The sequence below is a fragment of the Citrobacter sp. RHBSTW-00671 genome, from assembly GCF_014103415.1.
In the GTDB taxonomy this organism is placed as follows: Bacteria; Pseudomonadota; Gammaproteobacteria; order Enterobacterales; family Enterobacteriaceae; genus Citrobacter.
Map to the genome: position 1 here is coordinate 2,193,031 of NZ_JABXPR010000001.1, position 19,992 is coordinate 2,213,022.

Sequence of the window (19,992 nt, forward strand, 5' to 3'; positions counted from 1 at the left end):
GTTTTCATCATAAAAGCAGGAGAACACGATGTTAAACGTGGAGATGCTATCCACCGGGGATGAAGTGTTGCACGGACAAATCGTCGACACCAATGCCGCCTGGCTGGCCGATTTTTTCTTTAATCAGGGATTACCGTTAACACGCCGCAATACGGTAGGCGACAATCTGAATGATTTGGTCGCTATACTGCGTGAGCGTAGCGAACATGCTGATGTGCTGATCGTTAATGGCGGCTTAGGGCCGACCAGCGATGATTTGAGCGCACTGGCGGCGGCAACCGCCAAAGGTGAAGGGCTGGTGCTGCATGAAGCGTGGCTGGCCGAAATGACGCGTTTTTTCCGTGAGCGGGGACGCGTGATGGCGCCGAGCAATCGCAAACAGGCTGAACTTCCGGCCAGCGCGGAGTTTATCAATAATCCGGTCGGAACTGCCTGCGGGTTCGCCGTGAAGCTTAATCGCTGCCTGATGTTCTTTACGCCGGGTGTGCCGTCAGAATTTAAAGTCATGGTTGAACATGAGATCCTGCCGCGCCTGCGTGAACGTTTTTCTCTCTCTCAGCCCCCGCTATGCCTGCGCTTAACAACCTTTGGTCGTTCTGAAAGCGATCTGGCACAGAGCCTGGACTCTCTGGTTTTACCGCCAGGGGTGACAATGGGATATCGCTCGTCGATGCCGATTATTGAGCTGAAGTTAACCGGGCCCGATTCCCAACGTGAAGCGATGCTGGCGCTATGGCCAGAGGTGAAACGCGTTGCCGGCCAGAATATGATTTTTGAAGGTACCGAAGGGTTACCTGCGCAAATTGCCCGTAAGCTCCAGAAGCGCCAGTACAGTCTGACGTTGAGCGAGCAATTTACCGGAGGCTTAATCGCCCTGCAGCTGTCTCGCGCCAGTGCCCCGTTGTTAGCGAGCGAGGTGGTGCCATCTCAGGAAGAAACACTGGCACAAACGGCGCACTGGATAACCGAGCGACGCGGCAACCATTATGCCGAGCTGGCGCTGGCGGTATCGGGTTTCGAAAACGAACATATTAACTTCGCACTGGCAACACCTGACGGCACGCATGCCTTGCGCGTACGGCTGAATGCAAATCGCTACAGTTTGGCTATTCGTCAGGAAGTTTGCGCAATGATGGCGCTTAATATGCTGCGGCGTTGGCTAAATGGTCAGGATATTGCCGGGGAACACGGCTGGATAGACGTGGTTGAATCGCTCACGATTTAATGATTGATTGGGAAGGCTAAAAACCTTCCTAATCTGACTCATTCTGTGACATCGTCAGGCAATAGCCCAGTAATTAACCGAACCAAATCACGATCAATTCCATTTACCAGCATCATGCGCGCGATACGTAAGGCTTCTTCTTGCGTACCTTTCTGTACTCCTTGCGCTAATCCTTGTTGTATCCCTTGTTGTAGCCCATTGCGGTGACCTTCTTGTTTTAGCCTCTCTGCGATTGTCATCAACCTCTCCTTATGATGGGGGGAACGTTCGGCAACTTCATGGATAAATTCACTGACGTGAGAAACGTCACCGTACCGTAGCAGGTAATTAAATAGCGTTTGTAGCTGGCTGTCATTAGCGGTGCTTGTAACTAATAGCGAGATCAGGCGGTCCACTAATCCCATCAAATCGCGATCTGTATATCCAGATAATCCCGAGCCATCTCAGGGTAAGACATTATCTTTTTAAAAACGGCATCATGCGGTGTAGGTGTAGTGGATTTAGCCATGGTAGTCCGTCACCAGAAAGAGAAGATGGCGTGACGGTATCCACTTTTAATATGCGCTGCATGCGGGAAATGGGGTCTTTGCGTGGGTGAATCAGAGATAAATACGCCCGACTGCAACGTATTCAATTAAGCGGAACGGGCTACGTAAAAAAATGCCCGGTAGCAAATGACACCGGGCAACAGGTTTAACCCAACGCTTTGGCAAGCAGGGTGATCGGATGTTCGCAGCGCTTACTGGTAGACATCTCAATCTGCCATTTACACGTTTCGCAGTCGGTCACGACGATATCCGCGCCGCTTTCTTCAATCTGGCGGAACAGCGGTGCGCCGATTGACTGTGACGTCGGATAGTTTTCCTTTTTGAATCCGTACGTTCCGGCGATCCCACAGCACTGTGAATCCAGCACTGTCAGTTCAAGTCCAGGAATTTGTCGCAGCAGTTCCAGCGTATAGAGTGTCCAGCCCATTTTCTCCATATGGCAGGGTGTGTGATAGACCACTTTTAGCGGCAACGTTTTCAGCGGCAACGTTTTCCCTTCGTCCAGTTTGCGCCACAGCCAGCGTGTAGCCAGTTCAATATGTTCGCGCAGGCCTGAGTTGTCGACATCCAGCACTTCAGGGTATTCATCGCGTAGCGCAAAGGTACAGGTTGAAGAGGTGGCAATAACCGGGATGCCTTTTCCGTCAATCGCTTCTCGCAGTGAAGCCACGTTACTTACCGCCTGCTTACGTGCTTTATCGGTGAAACCGTTGGCGATCAGTGGTACGCCACAGCATTTCTCTTTACTCAGCAGTTGTACGCCGGTACCCATCGCGTTCAGCACTTTTATCAGGTCTTTACCAAGTTGCGGATGGTTGTAGTTCACAAAACAACCGTGGAAAAACGCGACCTGATCCTGATACTGCGCCTGTTGTGCGGCTATGCTGCGATACCAGCGACGGAAGGTCCCGAAGGAGTACTTCGGCAGCGTACGGCGATGATCGATTTTTAGTGCATAATCAAGAAGCTGGCGTACCGGTTTCAGTGAAGTTGCGGTGTTCACGATGGGGGCGAATGGCGTAGAAACACTGCCCATCAAATCGGTATGGCTTAAGACAAAGTTACGTATCGACGGACGCGTCGTGTCGTATTTGGCACGTGCGCGTTGAATGATGTCGCCAATTTTGACATCCGAAGGGCAGGCCACTTCACAGCGTTTGCAGTTGATGCAATATTTCAGCGCATCGTCATATAACGCACCATCTTTCAACCGCAGGCGTTCACCGTCAGGCCCGGCTTGTTTAGGGCCAGGATAACCTGGGTTGACACGGCTTACCGGGCAGGCTGTGGTGCACACTGTGCATTTGATACAACTTTCAAAACGTGTGTCGCTCATTGCTGGCCTCCTGCACGTTTCGCAATATGATGCGCGGCGTGTAAAGCGCTTACTGCGCACACCCCGCCTCCGCAACCCTGGGCGATAGGGTCAAAACCGCCAAGTACCGATCCGATGGCAAACATATTCTCTACTGTTTTGCCTGCAAGCGATGGACGCAGTTCAGCATCGGTGGTTACGCCAAACTGTTGCCACGGCTGCGGATCAAAGACGTCACGCTGATACCACTGCGCACGTGTGGCGGTTTGGTGTACATCCAGACCGAGAATCGGCTCATGAACGGCCTCACGCGTGGCAACCAGTCCGCTGCTAAAGAAGCTACCGCTGGCGAGCACGGCGAAGCGTGGACGCAATGGAATATCGGCATGGTTGCGGGTCCAGATTTCGCTGACAACGCCATCCTGACAGGTGATTTTTTTCACTTCATCGCCTGGCATCCACACCCCACCCTGGCGTACAAACTGGCGCTGCAATTTGTTATGCAGGCGCATGCCCAGCACTGACGGCGGTAAAGTGGGTAATAACATCAGTGAGCAGGGCAGGCGGTCGTTGAGCCACTTCCAGAGCCGATCGTCAGCCAGGCCGAAACAGGCTGGCATGATTATCATGTCGTAAGTTTTTGCGATTGGCATCAGGGCGTCATAGAGCAGCGACCATTTATCTTCGTTATCTAACAGACGTGCAATGTTGACGGCGCGAAATTCGGTTGGGTTATCACGCAGGACATCCAGTTCTGGCAAATCGATTTCAGCCGTTTCGACGCTAAGGTTACGCTGGCGCAGTGAGGCCGCGGCAAGGTGCGCCTGGAAATCCAGTAAGCCGCTGATTCCCACCACACAGACACGTTGTGCTGATAACGGCCAGACCGGCACTTCCGCTGAACTAAGCCAGGTTGAACGCAGGGTTCCCAACGGTGTTACACGTTGATGAGCCTGATGAACCTTACCGTGCAAATGTGTTCCGCACGCTTCCAACAGATTCTGCGCCTGCTGGGCCAGTTCCAGAACGTTGTGAGTTCCGATGGTGCTATAAGGATGACCCGGTGCCTGAGTACGTAGCGCATTCAGCCCCGCTTCAATGTCGGTTACCGGTTGACCATCCGGCAGGTTGCTGAGCAAATCCAGTGAGCCGGAGGAGAAGTGCAGGGCGCTTTGGCCGCGGGTAACAATCGTGCAGCGCAACCCGCTTTTTTGCAGTTGCAGGCCACACATCAGCCCGGCGAGACCGCCGCCGATAATGACGGTATCAAATTTCATCCTGGTGCTCCTTTTCCAGACCGCATAACCCCTGATAAACCCAGCGGGTGAACTCGCTTTCGCGCAGTGCATCTCCCCACGCGATAGGCTGCACGCCTTTCCAGCGTTCGTTGAGGAATTCTGAAAGCTGGGTGATAGATTGTGCGGCGGTGGTGACATTAAAACGTTGTAGCAAACCTGCGGCGCGGCAGGCGCACAATTCGCCCTGGCACGTCCCCATCCCGACGCGGGTGCGACGACGTAAATCGAGCAAACTGTTGACGGTTAAATTTTCAACGGCATATTGCACTTCACCTGCGGTGACGGCTTCACATTCACAGACCAGGCTGCGGTGCTGACGGCCTTCGCTAAGCCATGCCGGGGTGCGGTCGCCATGGCGGTAGACCGCTGAGCCGCGCAGTGGCGCTGGCAAAGAGATAACGCGTTTAAGCGTGTGTTCGGTTGACTCCTGCGAGCCCGGCAGTGCTGTCTCTGCGGTCGTACAAGGGCGAGAATTGCCCAGTTTACGGCACACTGCGTCGGTGGCCCATTCTGCCATCAGGCGATAGGTCATCAGTTTGCCACCGGTAATGGTGATAAATCCGTCCAGTCCGTCGCGTGTGGCGTGATCGAATAACACAATACCGCGGCTGACGTTACGACCGGTCGGATCGTCGTCGCTGGCCACCAGCGGACGCACACCGGAGTAAGCACGCAGGATGCGAGTTTTCGCCATAATCGGCGCCAGCTTCTCACCTTCACGCAGCAGAATATCCACCTCTTCTGCAGTGACGCGGTTGCTGTCGATATCGTCGTAATCAATGTGTTGTGAGGTCGTACCGATCAGCGAAATGGTATCACCAGGCACCAGAATATCGGCGTCAGATGGCTTACGGCAGCGGTTGATAACATGCTGATTTATGCGATGGTCCATGATCAACAGAGAACCTTTCGCCGGGAACATACGGATGCTCAGATCGGCATATTCCGCAATGCGCTGGCCCCAGATCCCGGCGGCGTTCACCACCACCGGCGCATGCAGAGACTGCATCTCGCCCGTCAGATGGTTGCGTACGTTCACCCCGCACACCGTCGCACCTTCACGAATCAGCCCCGTCACTTCATGGGCCGTTAAGATAATCGCACCGTGCTCTCGTGCATCCAGCATGTTGGCGGCGGTTAAGCGGAAAGGATCAACGGTACCGTCTGGTACTTTCACTGCGCCAATCAGTTGCGGGTTTACCGAAGGTTCGATAATACGCGCCTGTTGGGGATCGATCGCTTCTGCGCGGATGCCCGCGTCTTCACAGGCACGAATAAAGGTGGCCTGGAAAGAGAGTTCATCTTCCGGCAGCGTAATAAACAGACCGTCCGTCGGCTCAACACAATGGCGGGCGATACGTTTCAGAATTTGGTTTTCGCTAATGCATTCGCGGGCAGATTCAGCGTCAGTAACGGCGTAACGTGCTCCGCTGTGCAGCAGACCGTGGTTACGGCCCGTTGCGCCTGTCGCGATATCGTGGCGTTCGACTAAGATAACGCGCAATCCGCGCAGGGCACAGTCGCGTGCGATCCCTGCACCTGTTGCTCCTCCACCAATGATAATCACGTCACTTGTTTGCGAGTCGCGAGTTTTCATTGTTTTTCCTCACAGTTCGTTTTTTATCATTTAGCCACATAAAAAACATGGATTGTTTGATTTCGCGCATATTCGCTCATTATTCGAAAATGAAACGTGATTTCGTGCGCCTTTATGAACATTTGTCATAAATCTGTAACAATCTGTGCTGTGTTTCACATTATTGTGCGGGGTCTTTCCTTAACATCGCGGTCACACTGGGGGCGGTAGCGTCGTGATGACGTACTACAGTGTTTCCTTCGAATGAAAGACGGCCACGGAGGCTACATATTATGTTGAGCATTTTTAAACCTGCGTCACATACGACGCGTTTACCTGCAGCGGAAATCGATCCCACCTATCGTCGATTGCGCTGGCAGATTTTCCTGGGGATATTTTTCGGTTATGCCGCGTACTATCTGGTACGTAAGAACTTTGCCCTGGCGATGCCGTATCTGGTTGAGCAGGGTTTCTCCCGTGGCGATCTGGGTTTTGCGTTATCCGGTATTTCCATTGCCTATGGTTTTTCGAAATTCATCATGGGGTCCATTTCGGACCGCTCGAATCCGCGCGTTTTCCTGCCCGCGGGCCTGATTCTGGCTGCTGCGGTGATGCTGTTCATGGGCTTCGTGCCGTGGGCGACATCCAGCATTGCAGTCATGTTTGTGCTGTTGTTCCTCTGCGGTTGGTTCCAGGGGATGGGGTGGCCGCCGTGTGGCCGTACTATGGTGCACTGGTGGTCGCAGAAAGAGCGTGGCGGCATCGTTTCCGTCTGGAACTGTGCGCATAACGTCGGTGGCGGTCTGCCTCCGCTGTTGTTCCTGTTGGGTATGGCCTGGTTTAACGACTGGAAAGCTGCGCTGTACATGCCTGCCTTTGGTGCGATAGTCGTTGCGCTGTTCGCCTTTGCGATGATGCGTGATACGCCGCAGTCCTGTGGCCTGCCGCCAATCGAAGAGTACAAGAACGACTATCCGGATGATTACAACGAAAAAGCGGAAGAAGAGCTGACTGCGAAGCAGATCTTCATGCAATACGTACTGCCGAACAAACTGTTGTGGTATATCGCTATCGCCAACGTGTTCGTCTATCTGCTGCGTTACGGTATCCTGGACTGGTCACCGACCTATCTGAAAGAAGTGAAGCATTTTGCACTGGATAAATCGTCCTGGGCTTACTTCCTGTACGAGTATGCCGGTATCCCGGGTACGCTGCTGTGCGGCTGGATGTCGGATAAAGTCTTCCGCGGTAACCGTGGTGCCACCGGCGTGTTCTTTATGACGCTGGTCACTATCGCGACGGTCGTTTACTGGATGAACCCGGCAGGCAATCCGAACGTGGATATGGCTTGTATGATTATCATCGGCTTCCTGATCTACGGCCCGGTCATGTTGATCGGTCTGCATGCGCTGGAACTGGCACCGAAAAAAGCGGCAGGGACGGCGGCAGGCTTCACCGGACTGTTCGGCTACCTGGGCGGCTCTGTCGCCGCGAGCGCCATTGTCGGTTACACCGTTGACTTCTTCGGCTGGGATGGCGGCTTCATGGTGATGATTGGCGGTAGCGTACTGGCGGTGGCTCTGCTGGTGGTCGTCATGATTGGTGAAAAACGCCATCATGCAGAAATGATGCTGAAGCGTAACGGGGGTTAATGAATGAAAACCACATTGAAAAGTCTCAGCGTCGCGTTGATGCTGGCAGGTATGGTTGTTAGCAGTGCGGCGGTTGCCGCAGATAAAATTGTCATTGCACACCGTGGCGCCAGCGGGTATTTACCCGAGCACACGCTGCCTGCGAAAGCGATGGCTTATGCTCAGGGCGCGGATTTTCTGGAGCAGGATTTGGTGATGACCAAGGATGATCATCTGGTTGTCCTGCATGACCACTATCTTGACCGCGTAACCGATGTTGCTGAGCGCTTTCCGGATCGTGCGCGTAAAGATGGGCGTTACTATGCCATCGACTTTACGCTGGATGAGATCAAATCGCTGAAATTTACCGAAGGTTTTGATATCGAAAATGGCAAAAAGGTACAGACATATCCAGGGCGTTTCCCGATGGGTAAATCTGATTTCCGTGTGCACACTTTCGAAGAAGAAATTGAGTTTGTTCAGGGATTAAATCATTCAACCGGCAAAAACATCGGCATTTACCCGGAAATGAAAGCGCCGTGGTTCCATCACCAGGAAGGGAAGGACATCGCCGCTAAAACGCTGGAAGTGCTGAAAAAATACGGGTACACCGGTAAACAAGACAATGTCTATCTGCAGTGCTTTGATGTGGCGGAGTTAAAACGCATCAAAAATGAACTGGAACCGAAGATGGGGATGGATCTCAATCTGGTGCAGTTGATTGCGTACACTGACTGGAATGAAACTCAGGAGAAAAAGCCAGACGGCAGTTGGGTGAATTACAACTACGACTGGATGTTCAAACCGGGTGCCATGAAGCAGGTGGCGGAGTATGCGGACGGCATTGGGCCGGACTACCATATGCTGGTTGATGAGAAGTCCAGTAAGGGCAATATCTCATTAACGGGTATGGTACAGGACGCGCACCAGAACAAGATGGTGGTGCATCCTTATACTGTTCGAGCCGATCAGCTGCCGGATTATGCAACGGATGTAAACCAGCTGTACGACGTGTTGTACAACAAGGCGGGCGTTGACGGGCTGTTCACCGACTTCCCCGACAAAGCGGTGAAATTCCTGCATAAAGAGTAACGGCAGAAGGCCTGCGATGAACGTATTTTCGCAGGCCTTATTGGTGAAGTGTGAGCAGATTGCTAGATGAGGCCGTCAGCAGTCAACGATTCCATATATGCCTGCAGTAGAAATAAAGGGCTGCCGTCTACCGGCGGCTCTTTTGCCAATAACGATATTTGTCGATAAAACGTTGGCTCCAGCGCCACTGAGCGAATTTCCCCGCCAACTGCCTTCAGCGTGAGTTCCGGCAATAATGCAATCCCCAGCCCCTGGCGAATAAAGCTCATTGCGGTATCCGGGTGGTTAAATTCGTATTTAATAACTGGCTCAATCCCTTTTTCTTTAAATAACGTCATGATGCTTAATTCATAGCGGCCTTTACTGATAATCAGCGGTTCTCCCATCAGTTCTTCCAGCGAAACGGTGGTGTTGGCTGCCAACGGGTGGCTTTCGGGAACCACTACGGTGAATCTGTCGCGAATGACCGGGACGCAATACATATTACTGACCGGGAAGTGTACAAAGCCTGCATCAATGCTGCCATTGCGGAGTGAATCCACAATCTCGTTGCTGTTCTCTTCGTAGGGTATGATTTTGATAGTAGGATGCTGGTGCTCAAAGTAGCGGATGATGCCGGGCAAAATGCAGGCGCAGGCGCTGGGAAAACAGCCAATATGCAGGGTCCGGATTGGGTTTCGCTTCTCCTGCTCGGCAATCTCTTTGACCGCGTGCGTTTGCACGATAATCTGGCGAAGGTGTGGGATAAGTCGGGAACCTGCTGGTGTTAGCTGAATATCTTTTCGACGCTCACGGATCAAAATATCGATGCCCAACTCTTCTTCAAGCGCTGAAATAGCCTGACTCACTGCCGATTGGGTCATATAGAGCCGCTTGCTGGCTTCGGTAAAACCTCCGTACTCAAGAACGGCAAGCAGGGCGTGGATCTGCGTTAGTGTCATTAGTTATCTCTAATCAATATAATTAAAATGATTAATTTCTCTAATAGCATAGGCCTGTTTATACTGCCTTTCTACATTCAGTACCCAAAATAATTGGCGTAGCCAACACGTAAGCAACGTGAAGTATGACGGGTATAAATCATATTTTGACGCACCTGTCCGTGGTTCAGTTGAGCTGAGCGTTGCCTGCGTGCGCCGTCTGAACAGGTTGTCGAAAATGAAAGAAAAACTGTGGACGAAGGATTTTTGGGCAATAACGATTATCAGCTTTATTATCTTTTTTGTTTTTTATGTCCTGCTGACCCTGCTTCCGATCTATATTTCGGATCGCCTGCATGCGACTCCTGATAAGGCCGGTTTGTTAGTCACGTTCTTTTTGGGTGCTGCCATTCTTGTCCGTCCTTTTGCCGGGCAGTGGGTGGGAAAATATTCGAATAAAACTATTCTGGTGCTCTCTTCTCTGGCCTTTTTGGTGGTCACTGCGCTGTATCCGGTTTGCCATTCAATTGAATCACTCCTGCTGATTCGGGTGCTTCATGGTGTAACGTTTGGCGTTATAACCACGGTAAAAGGAACGATTTCCGCGCGGTTGATACCGGCCTCCCGACGTGGGGAGGGCATCAGTTTTTTCTCTTTAGCCATGGGACTGGCAATGGTGGTTGGGCCATGGGTCGGGCTGAACATGGCACGCTGGGAAGCCTACACCGCCGCATTCTGGCTGTGTACGGCTGTGGCGGCGCTGGGGATTGGGCTGTCGCTGATTGTCGCCGTACCGCCAGTGATTCGTCATGCTGATGGTTCTAAACCGAAGCTGGGCTTTGCCGCCATGTTTGACCGCGCTGCGCTGCCTTTCGCGATGGTGACATTCTTTATGACCTTTTCCTATGCAGGCGTTTCAGCCTTCCTTGCATTGTATGCCCGCGAATTGGATTTGATGGCGGCCGCCAGTAATTTCCTGCTTTGCTACGCTATTTGCCTGATGGTCTGCCGAACCTTTACCGGCAATATTTGTGATAAAAAAGGGCCGAAATACGTGGTTTACCCGTGCTTGCTGGCCTTCACCGTTGGGTTGGTGGCGCTGGGCTACACCAACGGGAGTATGATGATGATTCTGGCCGGTGGATTAATTGGTATCGGCTATGGCTCAGTGACGCCTGTGTTTCAGACACAAATTATTAGCTCGGTGGAGCCGCACAAAATCGGTGTGGCCAATTCGCTGTTTTTCAATGCAATGGACGCGGGAATGGCCATTGGTGCGTTCATCATGGGGATGATGGTCGAAGGCGTGGGGTATCGGGCGATTTACCTGGTTGGGGCTTTGCTGGTGGTGCTGGCAGGGGCGTTGTATATCATGCAGATGAAAAAACGCGGCGACGTGGTACTGGTCTCCGCGCATGAAGTCCACTAAGCACTACATTTCAATCTCAATATCTCCGTTTGCCCGGCAACAGCAGGGCAATATCTCACCCGGCTGAATAAACGCCAGAGGTTCCGCAATCCAGTCAACCTGTCCCGCCACCAGGCGGGTACGGCAGGAACCGCAGTAACCTTCACGGCACTGATACTCGACTTCAACGTTGTGCGATTCGAGCGCGGCGAGCAGGGAAGGATGTTCATCCTGGCACAGCAGTTGTGTGCCAGAGATGCGCAGAGTCACGCGGCCCATCAGAGCTGGAAATTACTCAGGTCGTCGGTATCAACTTCGGCGTCGATTTGGCCGACCAGATAAGAGCTGACTTCCACTTCCTGCGGTGCAACCTGGACGTTATCGGATACCAGCCAGGTATTGATCCACGGGATCGGGTTAGAGCGTGTCTGGAATGGCAGATCAAGACCAACAGCCTGCATACGGATATTGGTGATGTACTCAACGTACTGGCACAGGATATCTTTGTTCAGACCGATCATCGAGCCGTCACGGAACAGATAATCTGCCCACTCTTTTTCCTGCAGCGCGGCCTGTACAAACAGGTCATAGCACTCTTGTTTACACTCTTCGGCAATTTCGGCCATCTCTGGATCGTCGACACCGCTGCGCAGCAGGTTCAGCATATGCTGGGTGCCGGTCAAATGCAGGGCTTCATCACGGGCAATCAGACGAATGATTTTTGCATTGCCTTCCATCAGTTCGCGTTCCGCAAAAGCGAAAGAGCAGGCAAAGCTGACGTAGAAGCGAATAGCTTCCAGCGCGTTAACGCTCATCAGGCACAGATACAGTTTTTTCTTCAGTTCACGCAGATTGACGACAACCGTTTTACCATTGACCGTATGCGTGCCTTCGCCCAGCAGATGCCAGTAGCTGGTCATCTCGATCAACTCATCGTAGTAGCTGGAAATGCCTTCCGCGCGTTTCTGGATCTGCTCGTTGGTGACGATATCGTCGAACACCACCGCGGGATCGTTAACGATATTACGGATGATATGGGTATAAGAGCGGGAGTGGATAGTTTCGGAAAATGCCCACGTTTCCACCCAGGTTTCCAGCTCAGGGATAGAAATCAGCGGCAGCAGCGCCACGTTCGGGCTACGTCCCTGAATAGAGTCCAGCAGCGTCTGATATTTCAGGTTGCTGATAAAAATATGTTTTTCATGTTCCGGCAGTGCCTGGAAGTCAATGCGGTCACGTGAAACGTCGACTTCTTCCGGACGCCAGAAGAAAGAGAGCTGCTTTTCGATCAGTTTTTCGAAGATGTCATATTTTTGCTGATCGTAGCGGGCGACGTTCACCGGCTGGCCGAAAAACATCGGTTCCAGAAGCTGGTCATTTTTCGTCTGTGAAAAAGTGGTGTATGCCATTGATGTGAGTCCTTTGTGGGATGTGCGCCGGAGGCGGTGCAAGCACCGTGTCCGGCCTACAAACCGTGCAATCGTAGGCCGGGTAAGCGTAGCGCCACCCGGCATCATTCATCAGATCTTACATGCGCCGCTTTCGCAGCCATCATCCTGAATGGATGGCACCAGATCGTCCTGAGAATCTTCCGCACCGTCACGGGTGTTCTGATAATACAGCGTTTTGACACCAAATTTGTAGGCGGTGAGCAGGTCTTTCAGTAACTGCTGCATCGGCACTTTTCCTGATGGGAAGCGTGACGGATCGTAGTTGGTGTTGGCAGAAATCGACTGATCGATAAATTTCTGCATGATCCCCACCAGTTGCAGATACCCGTCATTGTTCGGCATCTCCCACAGCAGTTCGTACGCGTCGTGCAGGTGTTCGTAGTCCGGCACAACCTGGCGCAGAATGCCATCTTTAGATGCTTTAATGCTCACGTAGCCGCGCGGTGGTTCAATGCCGTTAGTGGCGTTGGAGATCTGCGAAGAGGTCTCCGACGGCATCAGCGCAGAAAGCGTGGAGTTACGCAGACCGTGGGTCTTAATGGACTCACGCAGTTGCTCCCAGTCCATGTGCAACGGCTCGTTGGCAATGGCATCCAGATCTTTCTTATAGGTATCGATCGGCAAAATACCCTGCGCATAGGTGGTTTCGTTGAACCACGGGCATGCGCCTTGCTCTTTTGCCAGTTCGTTAGAGGCTTTCAGTAGGTAATACTGAATGGCTTCAAAGGTTTTATGGGTCAGGTTATTCGCGCTGCCGTCAGAGTAACGCTTACCGTTTTTCGCCAGCCAGTAGGCGTAGTTGATTACGCCAATACCCAGCGTACGACGGCCCATGGCGCCACGTTTAGCGGCCGGAATTGGATAATCCTGGTAATCCAGCAGCGCATCGAGAGCACGCACAGCCAGTACGGCCAGTTCTTCCAGCTCATCCAGGCTGTCGATAGCACCCAGGTTGAATGCGGATAACGTACACAGCGCGATTTCACCGTTTTCGTCGTTCACATCGGTCAACGGTTTGGTCGGCAGTGCGATTTCCAGACACAGGTTGGACTGGCGTACCGGTGCGACAGCCGGATCAAACGGGCTGTGGGTGTTGCAGTGGTCAACGTTCTGAATGTAGATACGACCAGTAGAAGCTCGTTCCTGCATCATCAGCGAGAACAGCTCAACCGCTTTCACGCGCTGTTTGCGGATGCTGTCGTCGTTTTCATATTTTGTGTACAGGCGTTCAAACTCGTCCTGATCGGCGAAGAATGCGTCGTACAGACCTGGGACGTCGGACGGGCTGAACAGGGTGATGTCGCCGCCTTTCAGCAGACGGGTGTACATCAGCTTGTTGATCTGCACGCCGTAGTCCATGTGACGGACGCGGTTACCTTCTACGCCACGGTTGTTTTTCAGCACCAGCAGGCTTTCTACTTCCAGATGCCACATCGGGTAGAACAGGGTGGCGGCACCGCCGCGCACGCCGCCCTGAGAGCAGGATTTCACCGCCGTCTGGAAGTGTTTGTAGAACGGGATACAGCCGGTGTGGAACGCTTCACCGCCACGAATCGGGCTACCCAGCGCACGAATGCGACCCGCGTTGATACCAATGCCAGCACGTTGAGAAACGTATTTTACAATCGCGCTGGACGTGGCGTTGATCGAATCCAGGCTGTCGCCACACTCGATCAGTACACAGGAACTGAACTGGCGGGTAGGGGTGCGCACGCCGGACATAATTGGCGTCGGCAGCGAAATTTTAAACGTAGAAACGGCGTCGTAGAAACGTTTAACGTATTGCAGACGGGTTTCACGCGGGTAGTTCGAGAACAGGCAAGCTGCCACCAGAATGTAGAGGAACTGTGCGCTTTCGTAAATCTCACCGGTGACGCGGTTTTGCACCAGATATTTGCCCTCTAACTGCTTCACCGCAGCATAAGAGAAGGTCATATCACGGTCGTGCTCGATGAACGAGTCCATCTGCTTGAACTCTTCTTCCGTGTAGTCTTCCAGCAGATGATTGTCGTATTTGCCCATTTCAACCATTTTCACAACATGGTCGTAAAGTGCAGGCGGCTCAAACTCGCCGTAGGCTTTTTTACGCAGGTGGAAAATGGCTAGGCGAGCAGCCAGGTACTGATAATCCGGCGCGTCGCGGGAGATCAGGTCTGCAGCAGCTTTGATGATCGTTTCATGGATATCGGAAGTCTTGATACCGTCATAAAACTGAATGTGGGAGCGCAACTCGACCTGTGAAATCGATACGTTATTCAGTCCTTCTGCCGCCCAATCCAGAACTCGATGGATTTTGTCGAGATTGATGCGCTCTGTACTACCATCACGCTTTGTCACCAGCAGACTCTGATTCATGTGGTTTTTTACCTGTCCGTGAAAGAAAAAATATCCCCCATATTATCCACAGTGCCACGTTGTGACTAAGTCTGTGGATAAATACTATATGTAGGGGTTGTTTGATAAAATAGACGCTATATGGTGAGTATTCTAGTAGGGATTCTTTTCAGCACAAGAGTTGATTTTGAGGTTAAATTGAGGTTGCAAAAGGGTAAGGATCGCTAAGTGCGCGTCTTATAAGGCCTGGCGGGGATGTCAATAATTGAGAAAAAAAATAGAAAATTTGATCGAGTGCTGATTTCTTCATCTAAGGCAAAGAAAGTTCTTATGATCTGGCACAGGATTTGTAGGCCTGATAAGCGAAGCGCCATCAGGCATTGTTCCCGTTAGCATGCCGGATGGCGTCGCTGGCGCGCCTTATCCGGCCTACAGGAGCGGTTAATCAACCCTGGCGGTGGTATGTACCATATAGTTCACATCCACGCCGGGACCCAGTTTGAAGGTGTTGGTAATGGGGTTGTAATGCAGACCGGTCATGTGACGTTCCTTCAACACCGTCTGGTCAACCCACTGTAACAATTCAGCCGGCTTAATAAATTTTTTCACATCGTGCGTACCTTTCGGCACCATGCGCAGAATATATTCCGCGCCGACCACAGCCATCAACCAGGACTTACCGTTACGGTTGAGCGTGGAGAAAAATACTTCGCCGCCGGGTTTCACCAGCCTGGCGCAGGCTCTGACCACCGACTGCGGGTCCGGTACGTGTTCCAGCATTTCCATACAGGTGACGACGTCATACTGATGCGCATGTTTCTCGGCGTGTTCTTCGACAGTCTCCTGCACATACTCAACATGAATGCCGCTTTCCAGCGCATGCAGTTTTGCCACCTGGAGCGGTTCAAACCCCATATCCAGGCCGGTGACCGTTGCGCCTTCACGCGCCATGCTTTCTGCCAGAATCCCGCCGCCGCAGCCGACGTCGAGTACCTTTTTACCAAACAGACCACCTGACCGTTCGGCGATATAGCCCAGACGCAGCGGGTTTATGCGGTGCAGAGGCTTAAATTCACCCTCAAGATCCCACCAGCGCGACGCGACTGCTTCAAATTTGGCAATTTCTTCATGGTCAACGTTGTGAGTTACCGGCGGTTTTTCGGCATTCATTGGGGCTTCTACTCCTAAATTAGCAATGCAAACGAGTATATCAGCCTGACGGGATGAATAAAGCCTCTGTCTGGGGGAATCCATTTACCTGAATCTGCACGGGTGTGTTATAATTTGCGACCTTTGAATCCGGGATACAGTAGAGGGATAGCGGTTAGATGAGCGACCTTGCGAGAGAAATTACACCGGTCAACATTGAGGAAGAGCTGAAGAGCTCCTATCTGGATTATGCGATGTCGGTCATTGTTGGCCGTGCGCTGCCGGACGTCCGAGATGGCCTGAAGCCGGTACACCGTCGCGTACTTTACGCCATGAACGTATTGGGCAACGACTGGAATAAAGCCTATAAAAAATCTGCCCGTGTCGTTGGTGACGTAATCGGTAAATACCACCCTCATGGTGATACCGCCGTTTACGACACCATTGTTCGTATGGCGCAGCCATTCTCCTTGCGCTACATGCTGGTGGATGGTCAGGGTAACTTTGGTTCTGTCGATGGCGACTCCGCAGCTGCGATGCGTTATACGGAAATCCGTATGTCGAAAATCGCCCACGAGCTGATGGCTGACCTGGAAAAAGAAACGGTTGATTTCGTCGATAACTACGACGGCACCGAACGCATTCCAGACGTCATGCCGACCAAAATTCCTAACCTGCTGGTGAACGGTTCGTCCGGTATCGCGGTAGGTATGGCAACCAACATTCCGCCGCACAACCTGACGGAAGTGATCAACGGCTGTCTGGCATATATTGACGATGAAGACATCAGCATTGAAGGGCTGATGGAACATATTCCGGGTCCGGACTTCCCGACCGCAGCGATCATCAATGGTCGTCGTGGTATCGAAGAAGCTTACCGTACCGGTCGCGGCAAGGTATACATTCGCGCACGTGCAGAAGTCGAAGCTGACGCGAAAACCGGTCGTGAAACCATCATCGTGCATGAAATTCCGTATCAGGTGAACAAAGCACGCCTGATCGAGAAAATTGCCGAGCTGGTAAAAGACAAACGCGTTGAAGGCATCAGCGCGCTGCGTGACGAGTCTGACAAAGACGGTATGCGCATCGTGATTGAAGTGAAACGCGATGCGGTCGGGGAAGTGGTGCTGAATAACCTCTACTCCCAGACCCAACTGCAGGTTTCTTTCGGTATCAACATGGTTGCGCTGCACCATGGTCAGCCGAAGATCATGAACCTGAAAGAGATTATTGCTGCGTTTGTTCGTCACCGTCGTGAAGTGGTTACCCGCCGTACTATTTTTGAACTGCGTAAAGCCCGCGACCGTGCGCACATCCTCGAAGCGCTGGCGATTGCTCTTGCCAACATCGATCCGATCATCGAACTGATCCGTCGTGCCCCGACCCCGGCAGAAGCGAAAGCGGCGCTGGTTGCGCGCTCCTGGGAACTGGGTAACGTCTCTGCCATGCTGGAACGTGCGGGTGATGACGCTGCGCGTCCTGAGTGGCTGGAACCTGAGTTTGGCGTGCGTGACGGTCAGTACTTCCTGACTGAACAGCAGGCCCAGGCAATTTTGGATCTGCGTCTGCAGAAACTGACCGGCCTTGAGCATGAAAAACTGCTCGACGAATACAAAGAGCTGCTGGAGCAGATCGCTGAACTGCTGCACATTCTGGGCAGTGCCGATCGTCTGATGGAAGTTATCCGTGAAGAGATGGAGCTGGTTCGTGAGCAGTTCGGCGATGCGCGTCGTACTGAAATCACAGCGAACAGCGCTGACATCAACATCGAAGATCTGATTAGCCAGGAAGATGTTGTCGTAACCTTGTCTCATCAGGGCTACGTGAAATATCAGCCGTTAACCGATTACGAAGCACAGCGTCGTGGCGGGAAAGGTAAATCAGCAGCACGCATTAAAGAAGAAGACTTTATCGACCGTCTGCTGGTGGCCAACACTCACGACACGATCCTCTGCTTCTCCAGCCGCGGTCGTTTGTACTGGATGAAGGTTTATCAGCTACCGGAAGCCAGCCGTGGCGCACGTGGACGTCCAATCGTCAACCTGCTGCCGCTGGAAGCCAACGAACGCATCACCGCAATTCTGCCGGTACGCGAGTACGAAGAGGGCGTGAACGTCTTCATGGCAACCGCCAGCGGTACCGTGAAGAAAACGGCGCTGACCGAATTCAGCCGTCCGCGTTCTGCCGGTATTATCGCCGTCAATCTGAACGAAGGCGACGAACTGATTGGCGTTGATCTGACGTCCGGTAGTGACGAAGTCATGCTGTTCTCTGCTGCCGGTAAAGTGGTGCGCTTCAAAGAAGACGCAGTCCGTGCGATGGGACGTACCGCGACCGGCGTACGCGGTATCAAGCTGGCAGGAGAAGATAAAGTTGTTTCTCTGATTGTTCCGCGCGGTGAAGGTGCCATCCTGACCGTGACGCAGAACGGCTACGGTAAGCGTACCGCGGCAGAAGAGTATCCGACCAAGTCTCGTGCGACGCAGGGCGTTATCTCCATCAAGGTTACCGAGCGCAACGGCTCTGTTGTCGGCGCGGTACAGGTTGAAGATACCGACCAGATCATGATGATCACCGATGCCGGTACGCTGGTGCGTACTCGCGTGTCGGAAATCAGCGTGGTTGGGCGTAACACCCAGGGCGTGATCCTCATCCGCACGGCGGAAGATGAAAACGTCGTCGGTCTGCAACGTGTTGCTGAACCGGTTGATGATGAAGAACTTGACTCCATCGACGGTAGTGCTGCGGAAGGGGACGATGATATCGCTCCTGAAGCTGAGAGCGACGATGATGCGGCAGATGACGCAGAAGAGTAATTAAGTTGTAATGAGAAGGGCCGGAGAAATCCGGCCCTTTTTTTTAGTTCATCCGCTCCACGATCATTGCTATACCCTGGCCGCCGCCGATACACAGCGTTGCCAGACCGAGCGTTTTATCCCGTGCCTGTAACGCGTGCAGCAATGTGACCAGAATACGCGCGCCGCTGGCGCCGATAGGGTGGCCCAGCGCAATCGCACCACCGTTAACGTTGACCTTTTGCGCATCAAACCCCAGTGTTTTACCCACGGCAAGAAACTGTGCGGCAAATGCTTCGTTGGCTTCGATAAGGTCGATATCCGACAGTTGCAGCCCGCTCAGTTGTAACGCTTTTTGCGTGGCCGGAACGGGTCCCATGCCCATCATCGCCGGGGCGACGCCGCCGCTGGCCCAGGCTTTGATTCGCGCCAGCGGTTTTAGCCCAGCAGCCAGCGCTGCCGACTCTTCCATTACCACCAGAGCGGCAGCACCGTCGTTAATCCCCGAGGCGTTGCCAGCGGTAACGGTACCTGCTTTGTCGAAGGCCGGACGCAATGCGGCAAGACCTTCCGCCGTGGAGTCTGCCTTGGGAAACTCATCGCGTTCAAAAATGAGGGTTTTCTTACGCGATTGTACGCTGACGGGGACGATTTCGGCCTGGAAAGCGCCGGACTCTATTGCGGCAATAGCTTTCTGCTGTGATAACAGTGCCAGTTCATCCTGCATTTCGCGGCTGATGCCATACTCTTTGGCGACATTTTCTGCGGTGATCCCCATATGGTAACCATGCTCGGTGCAGATCAGGCCGTCGCGCAAAATAACGTCCGACAATTGCCCATCGCCGAGGCGATATCCCCAGCGGGCTTTTGCGTCTAACAGGTAGGGGGCCTGACTCATGTTTTCCATTCCGCCAGCGACCAGTGCCTGGGCCTGTCCGGCGGCGATCGCCTGAGCCGCAAGCGCCACGCTTTTGAGACCGGAGCCACACACTTTGTTGACGGTGAAGCCGCAAACGGTGTCGGAAAGACCGCTTCTTAGCAATGCCTGACGCGCCGGATTCTGTCCAAGACCGGCCTGCAGCACATTACCCATAATCACTTCTTCAACCTGTTGCGGATCAAGATGAGCGCGCTCGATTGCCGCTTTTATCACGGTTGATCCCAGCTCGATAGCGCTGGTGGTCGCCAGTGCGCCATTAAAGCTACCGATTGCGGTACGTGCCGCGCTGACAATGACACAGTTTTTCATT

General features: G+C 52.9%; 15 protein-coding genes and 1 pseudogene. 5 read left to right on the forward strand and 11 right to left on the reverse strand.

All coding sequences use genetic code 11. The features are described from left to right. The first annotated feature begins 28 nt into the window (after positions 1–28). Positions 29–1,225 carry a nicotinamide mononucleotide deamidase-related protein YfaY gene (locus tag HV261_RS10395; RefSeq protein WP_202038209.1) on the forward strand — a complete coding sequence of 399 codons (1,197 nt, stop codon included), beginning with the start codon at positions 29–31 and terminating at the stop codon, positions 1,223–1,225. A 38-nt stretch (positions 1,226–1,263) separates the two neighbouring features. Here the strand turns inward: HV261_RS10395 and HV261_RS27650 are convergent. The 5 genes and pseudogenes from HV261_RS27650 to glpA all read right to left on the reverse strand — a co-directional run. Next, positions 1,264–1,638: pseudogene (locus HV261_RS27650) on the reverse strand (Rpn/YhgA-type helix-turn-helix domain-containing protein); the annotation flags it as partial. Continuing rightward, positions 1,629–1,733, reverse strand: coding sequence for an Rpn family recombination-promoting nuclease/putative transposase (locus tag HV261_RS27940; RefSeq protein WP_202038211.1), 105 nt, complete (start codon positions 1,731–1,733; stop codon positions 1,629–1,631). The gene HV261_RS27940 and the pseudogene HV261_RS27650, both read right to left, overlap by 10 nt. A 185-nt stretch (positions 1,734–1,918) precedes the next feature. Further along, the gene (gene glpC, locus HV261_RS10410) at positions 1,919–3,109 is read right to left on the reverse strand and encodes an anaerobic glycerol-3-phosphate dehydrogenase subunit GlpC (protein ID WP_048211095.1); all 1,191 of its coding nucleotides are present in this window, start codon (positions 3,107–3,109) and stop codon (positions 1,919–1,921) included. Then, positions 3,106–4,365: a glycerol-3-phosphate dehydrogenase subunit GlpB gene (gene glpB, locus HV261_RS10415; protein ID WP_202038212.1), complete on the reverse strand. Its 1,260-nt coding sequence runs from the start codon at positions 4,363–4,365 to the stop codon at positions 3,106–3,108. The genes glpC and glpB overlap by 4 nt, the downstream gene beginning before the upstream one ends. Then, positions 4,355–5,983, reverse strand: a complete 1,629-nt coding sequence (glpA, locus tag HV261_RS10420) for an anaerobic glycerol-3-phosphate dehydrogenase subunit A (RefSeq protein WP_048211097.1) — start codon at positions 5,981–5,983, stop codon at positions 4,355–4,357. The genes glpB and glpA overlap by 11 nt, the downstream gene beginning before the upstream one ends. A 272-nt stretch (positions 5,984–6,255) precedes the next feature. On the opposite strand from glpA, the gene glpT reads away from it, so the two are divergent. Together glpT and glpQ are read left to right on the forward strand one after the other, a co-directional pair. Then, on the forward strand, positions 6,256–7,614 hold the full coding sequence (gene glpT, locus HV261_RS10425; RefSeq protein WP_202038213.1) for a glycerol-3-phosphate transporter: 1,359 nt from the start codon (positions 6,256–6,258) through the stop codon (positions 7,612–7,614). 3 nt (positions 7,615–7,617) lie between these two features. After that, positions 7,618–8,685, forward strand: coding sequence for a glycerophosphodiester phosphodiesterase (gene glpQ, locus HV261_RS10430; protein ID WP_137384133.1), 1,068 nt, complete (start codon positions 7,618–7,620; stop codon positions 8,683–8,685). 62 nt (positions 8,686–8,747) lie between these two features. Here glpQ and HV261_RS10435 read toward each other — a convergent pair whose 3' ends face one another. After that, a complete protein-coding gene (locus HV261_RS10435; protein WP_202038214.1) occupies positions 8,748–9,626 on the reverse strand; it encodes a LysR family transcriptional regulator in 879 nt (292 codons plus the stop codon). Positions 9,627–9,843: 217 nt separating this feature from the next. Between HV261_RS10435 and HV261_RS10440 the strand changes: the two genes are divergently transcribed. Further along, entirely contained in the window at positions 9,844–11,034 is a 1,191-nt protein-coding gene (locus HV261_RS10440) for an MFS transporter (protein ID WP_326929139.1), read from the forward strand. A gap of 3 nt (positions 11,035–11,037) precedes the next feature. On the opposite strand, the gene yfaE is transcribed toward HV261_RS10440, so the two are convergent. From yfaE to ubiG, 4 genes are all read right to left on the reverse strand, one after another. After that, positions 11,038–11,292, reverse strand: a complete 255-nt coding sequence (gene yfaE, locus HV261_RS10445) for a ferredoxin-like diferric-tyrosyl radical cofactor maintenance protein YfaE (protein WP_115643144.1) — start codon at positions 11,290–11,292, stop codon at positions 11,038–11,040. Next, positions 11,292–12,422 carry a class Ia ribonucleoside-diphosphate reductase subunit beta gene (nrdB, locus tag HV261_RS10450; RefSeq protein ID WP_003834668.1) on the reverse strand — a complete coding sequence of 377 codons (1,131 nt, stop codon included), beginning with the start codon at positions 12,420–12,422 and terminating at the stop codon, positions 11,292–11,294. The genes yfaE and nrdB overlap by 1 nt, the downstream gene beginning before the upstream one ends. 111 nt (positions 12,423–12,533) lie before the next feature. Continuing rightward, complete coding sequence (gene nrdA / locus HV261_RS10455) at positions 12,534–14,819, reverse strand: class 1a ribonucleoside-diphosphate reductase subunit alpha (protein ID WP_202038216.1); 2,286 nt, start codon at positions 14,817–14,819, stop codon at positions 12,534–12,536. Between the two features lie 420 nt (positions 14,820–15,239). Then, positions 15,240–15,968 (reverse strand): bifunctional 2-polyprenyl-6-hydroxyphenol methylase/3-demethylubiquinol 3-O-methyltransferase UbiG, encoded by a 729-nt coding sequence (gene ubiG, locus HV261_RS10460; protein WP_202038217.1) that lies wholly within the window; start codon positions 15,966–15,968, stop codon positions 15,240–15,242. Between the two features lie 158 nt (positions 15,969–16,126). Between ubiG and gyrA the strand changes: the two genes are divergently transcribed. Then, entirely contained in the window at positions 16,127–18,763 is a 2,637-nt protein-coding gene (gene gyrA, locus HV261_RS10465; protein WP_137384128.1) for a DNA topoisomerase (ATP-hydrolyzing) subunit A, read from the forward strand. Positions 18,764–18,806: 43 nt separating this feature from the next. Here the strand turns inward: gyrA and HV261_RS10470 are convergent, their stop codons facing one another. Further along, positions 18,807–19,991: an acetyl-CoA C-acetyltransferase gene (locus HV261_RS10470; RefSeq protein ID WP_202038218.1), complete on the reverse strand. Its 1,185-nt coding sequence runs from the start codon at positions 19,989–19,991 to the stop codon at positions 18,807–18,809. Between the last annotated feature and the right edge of the window lies 1 nt (position 19,992).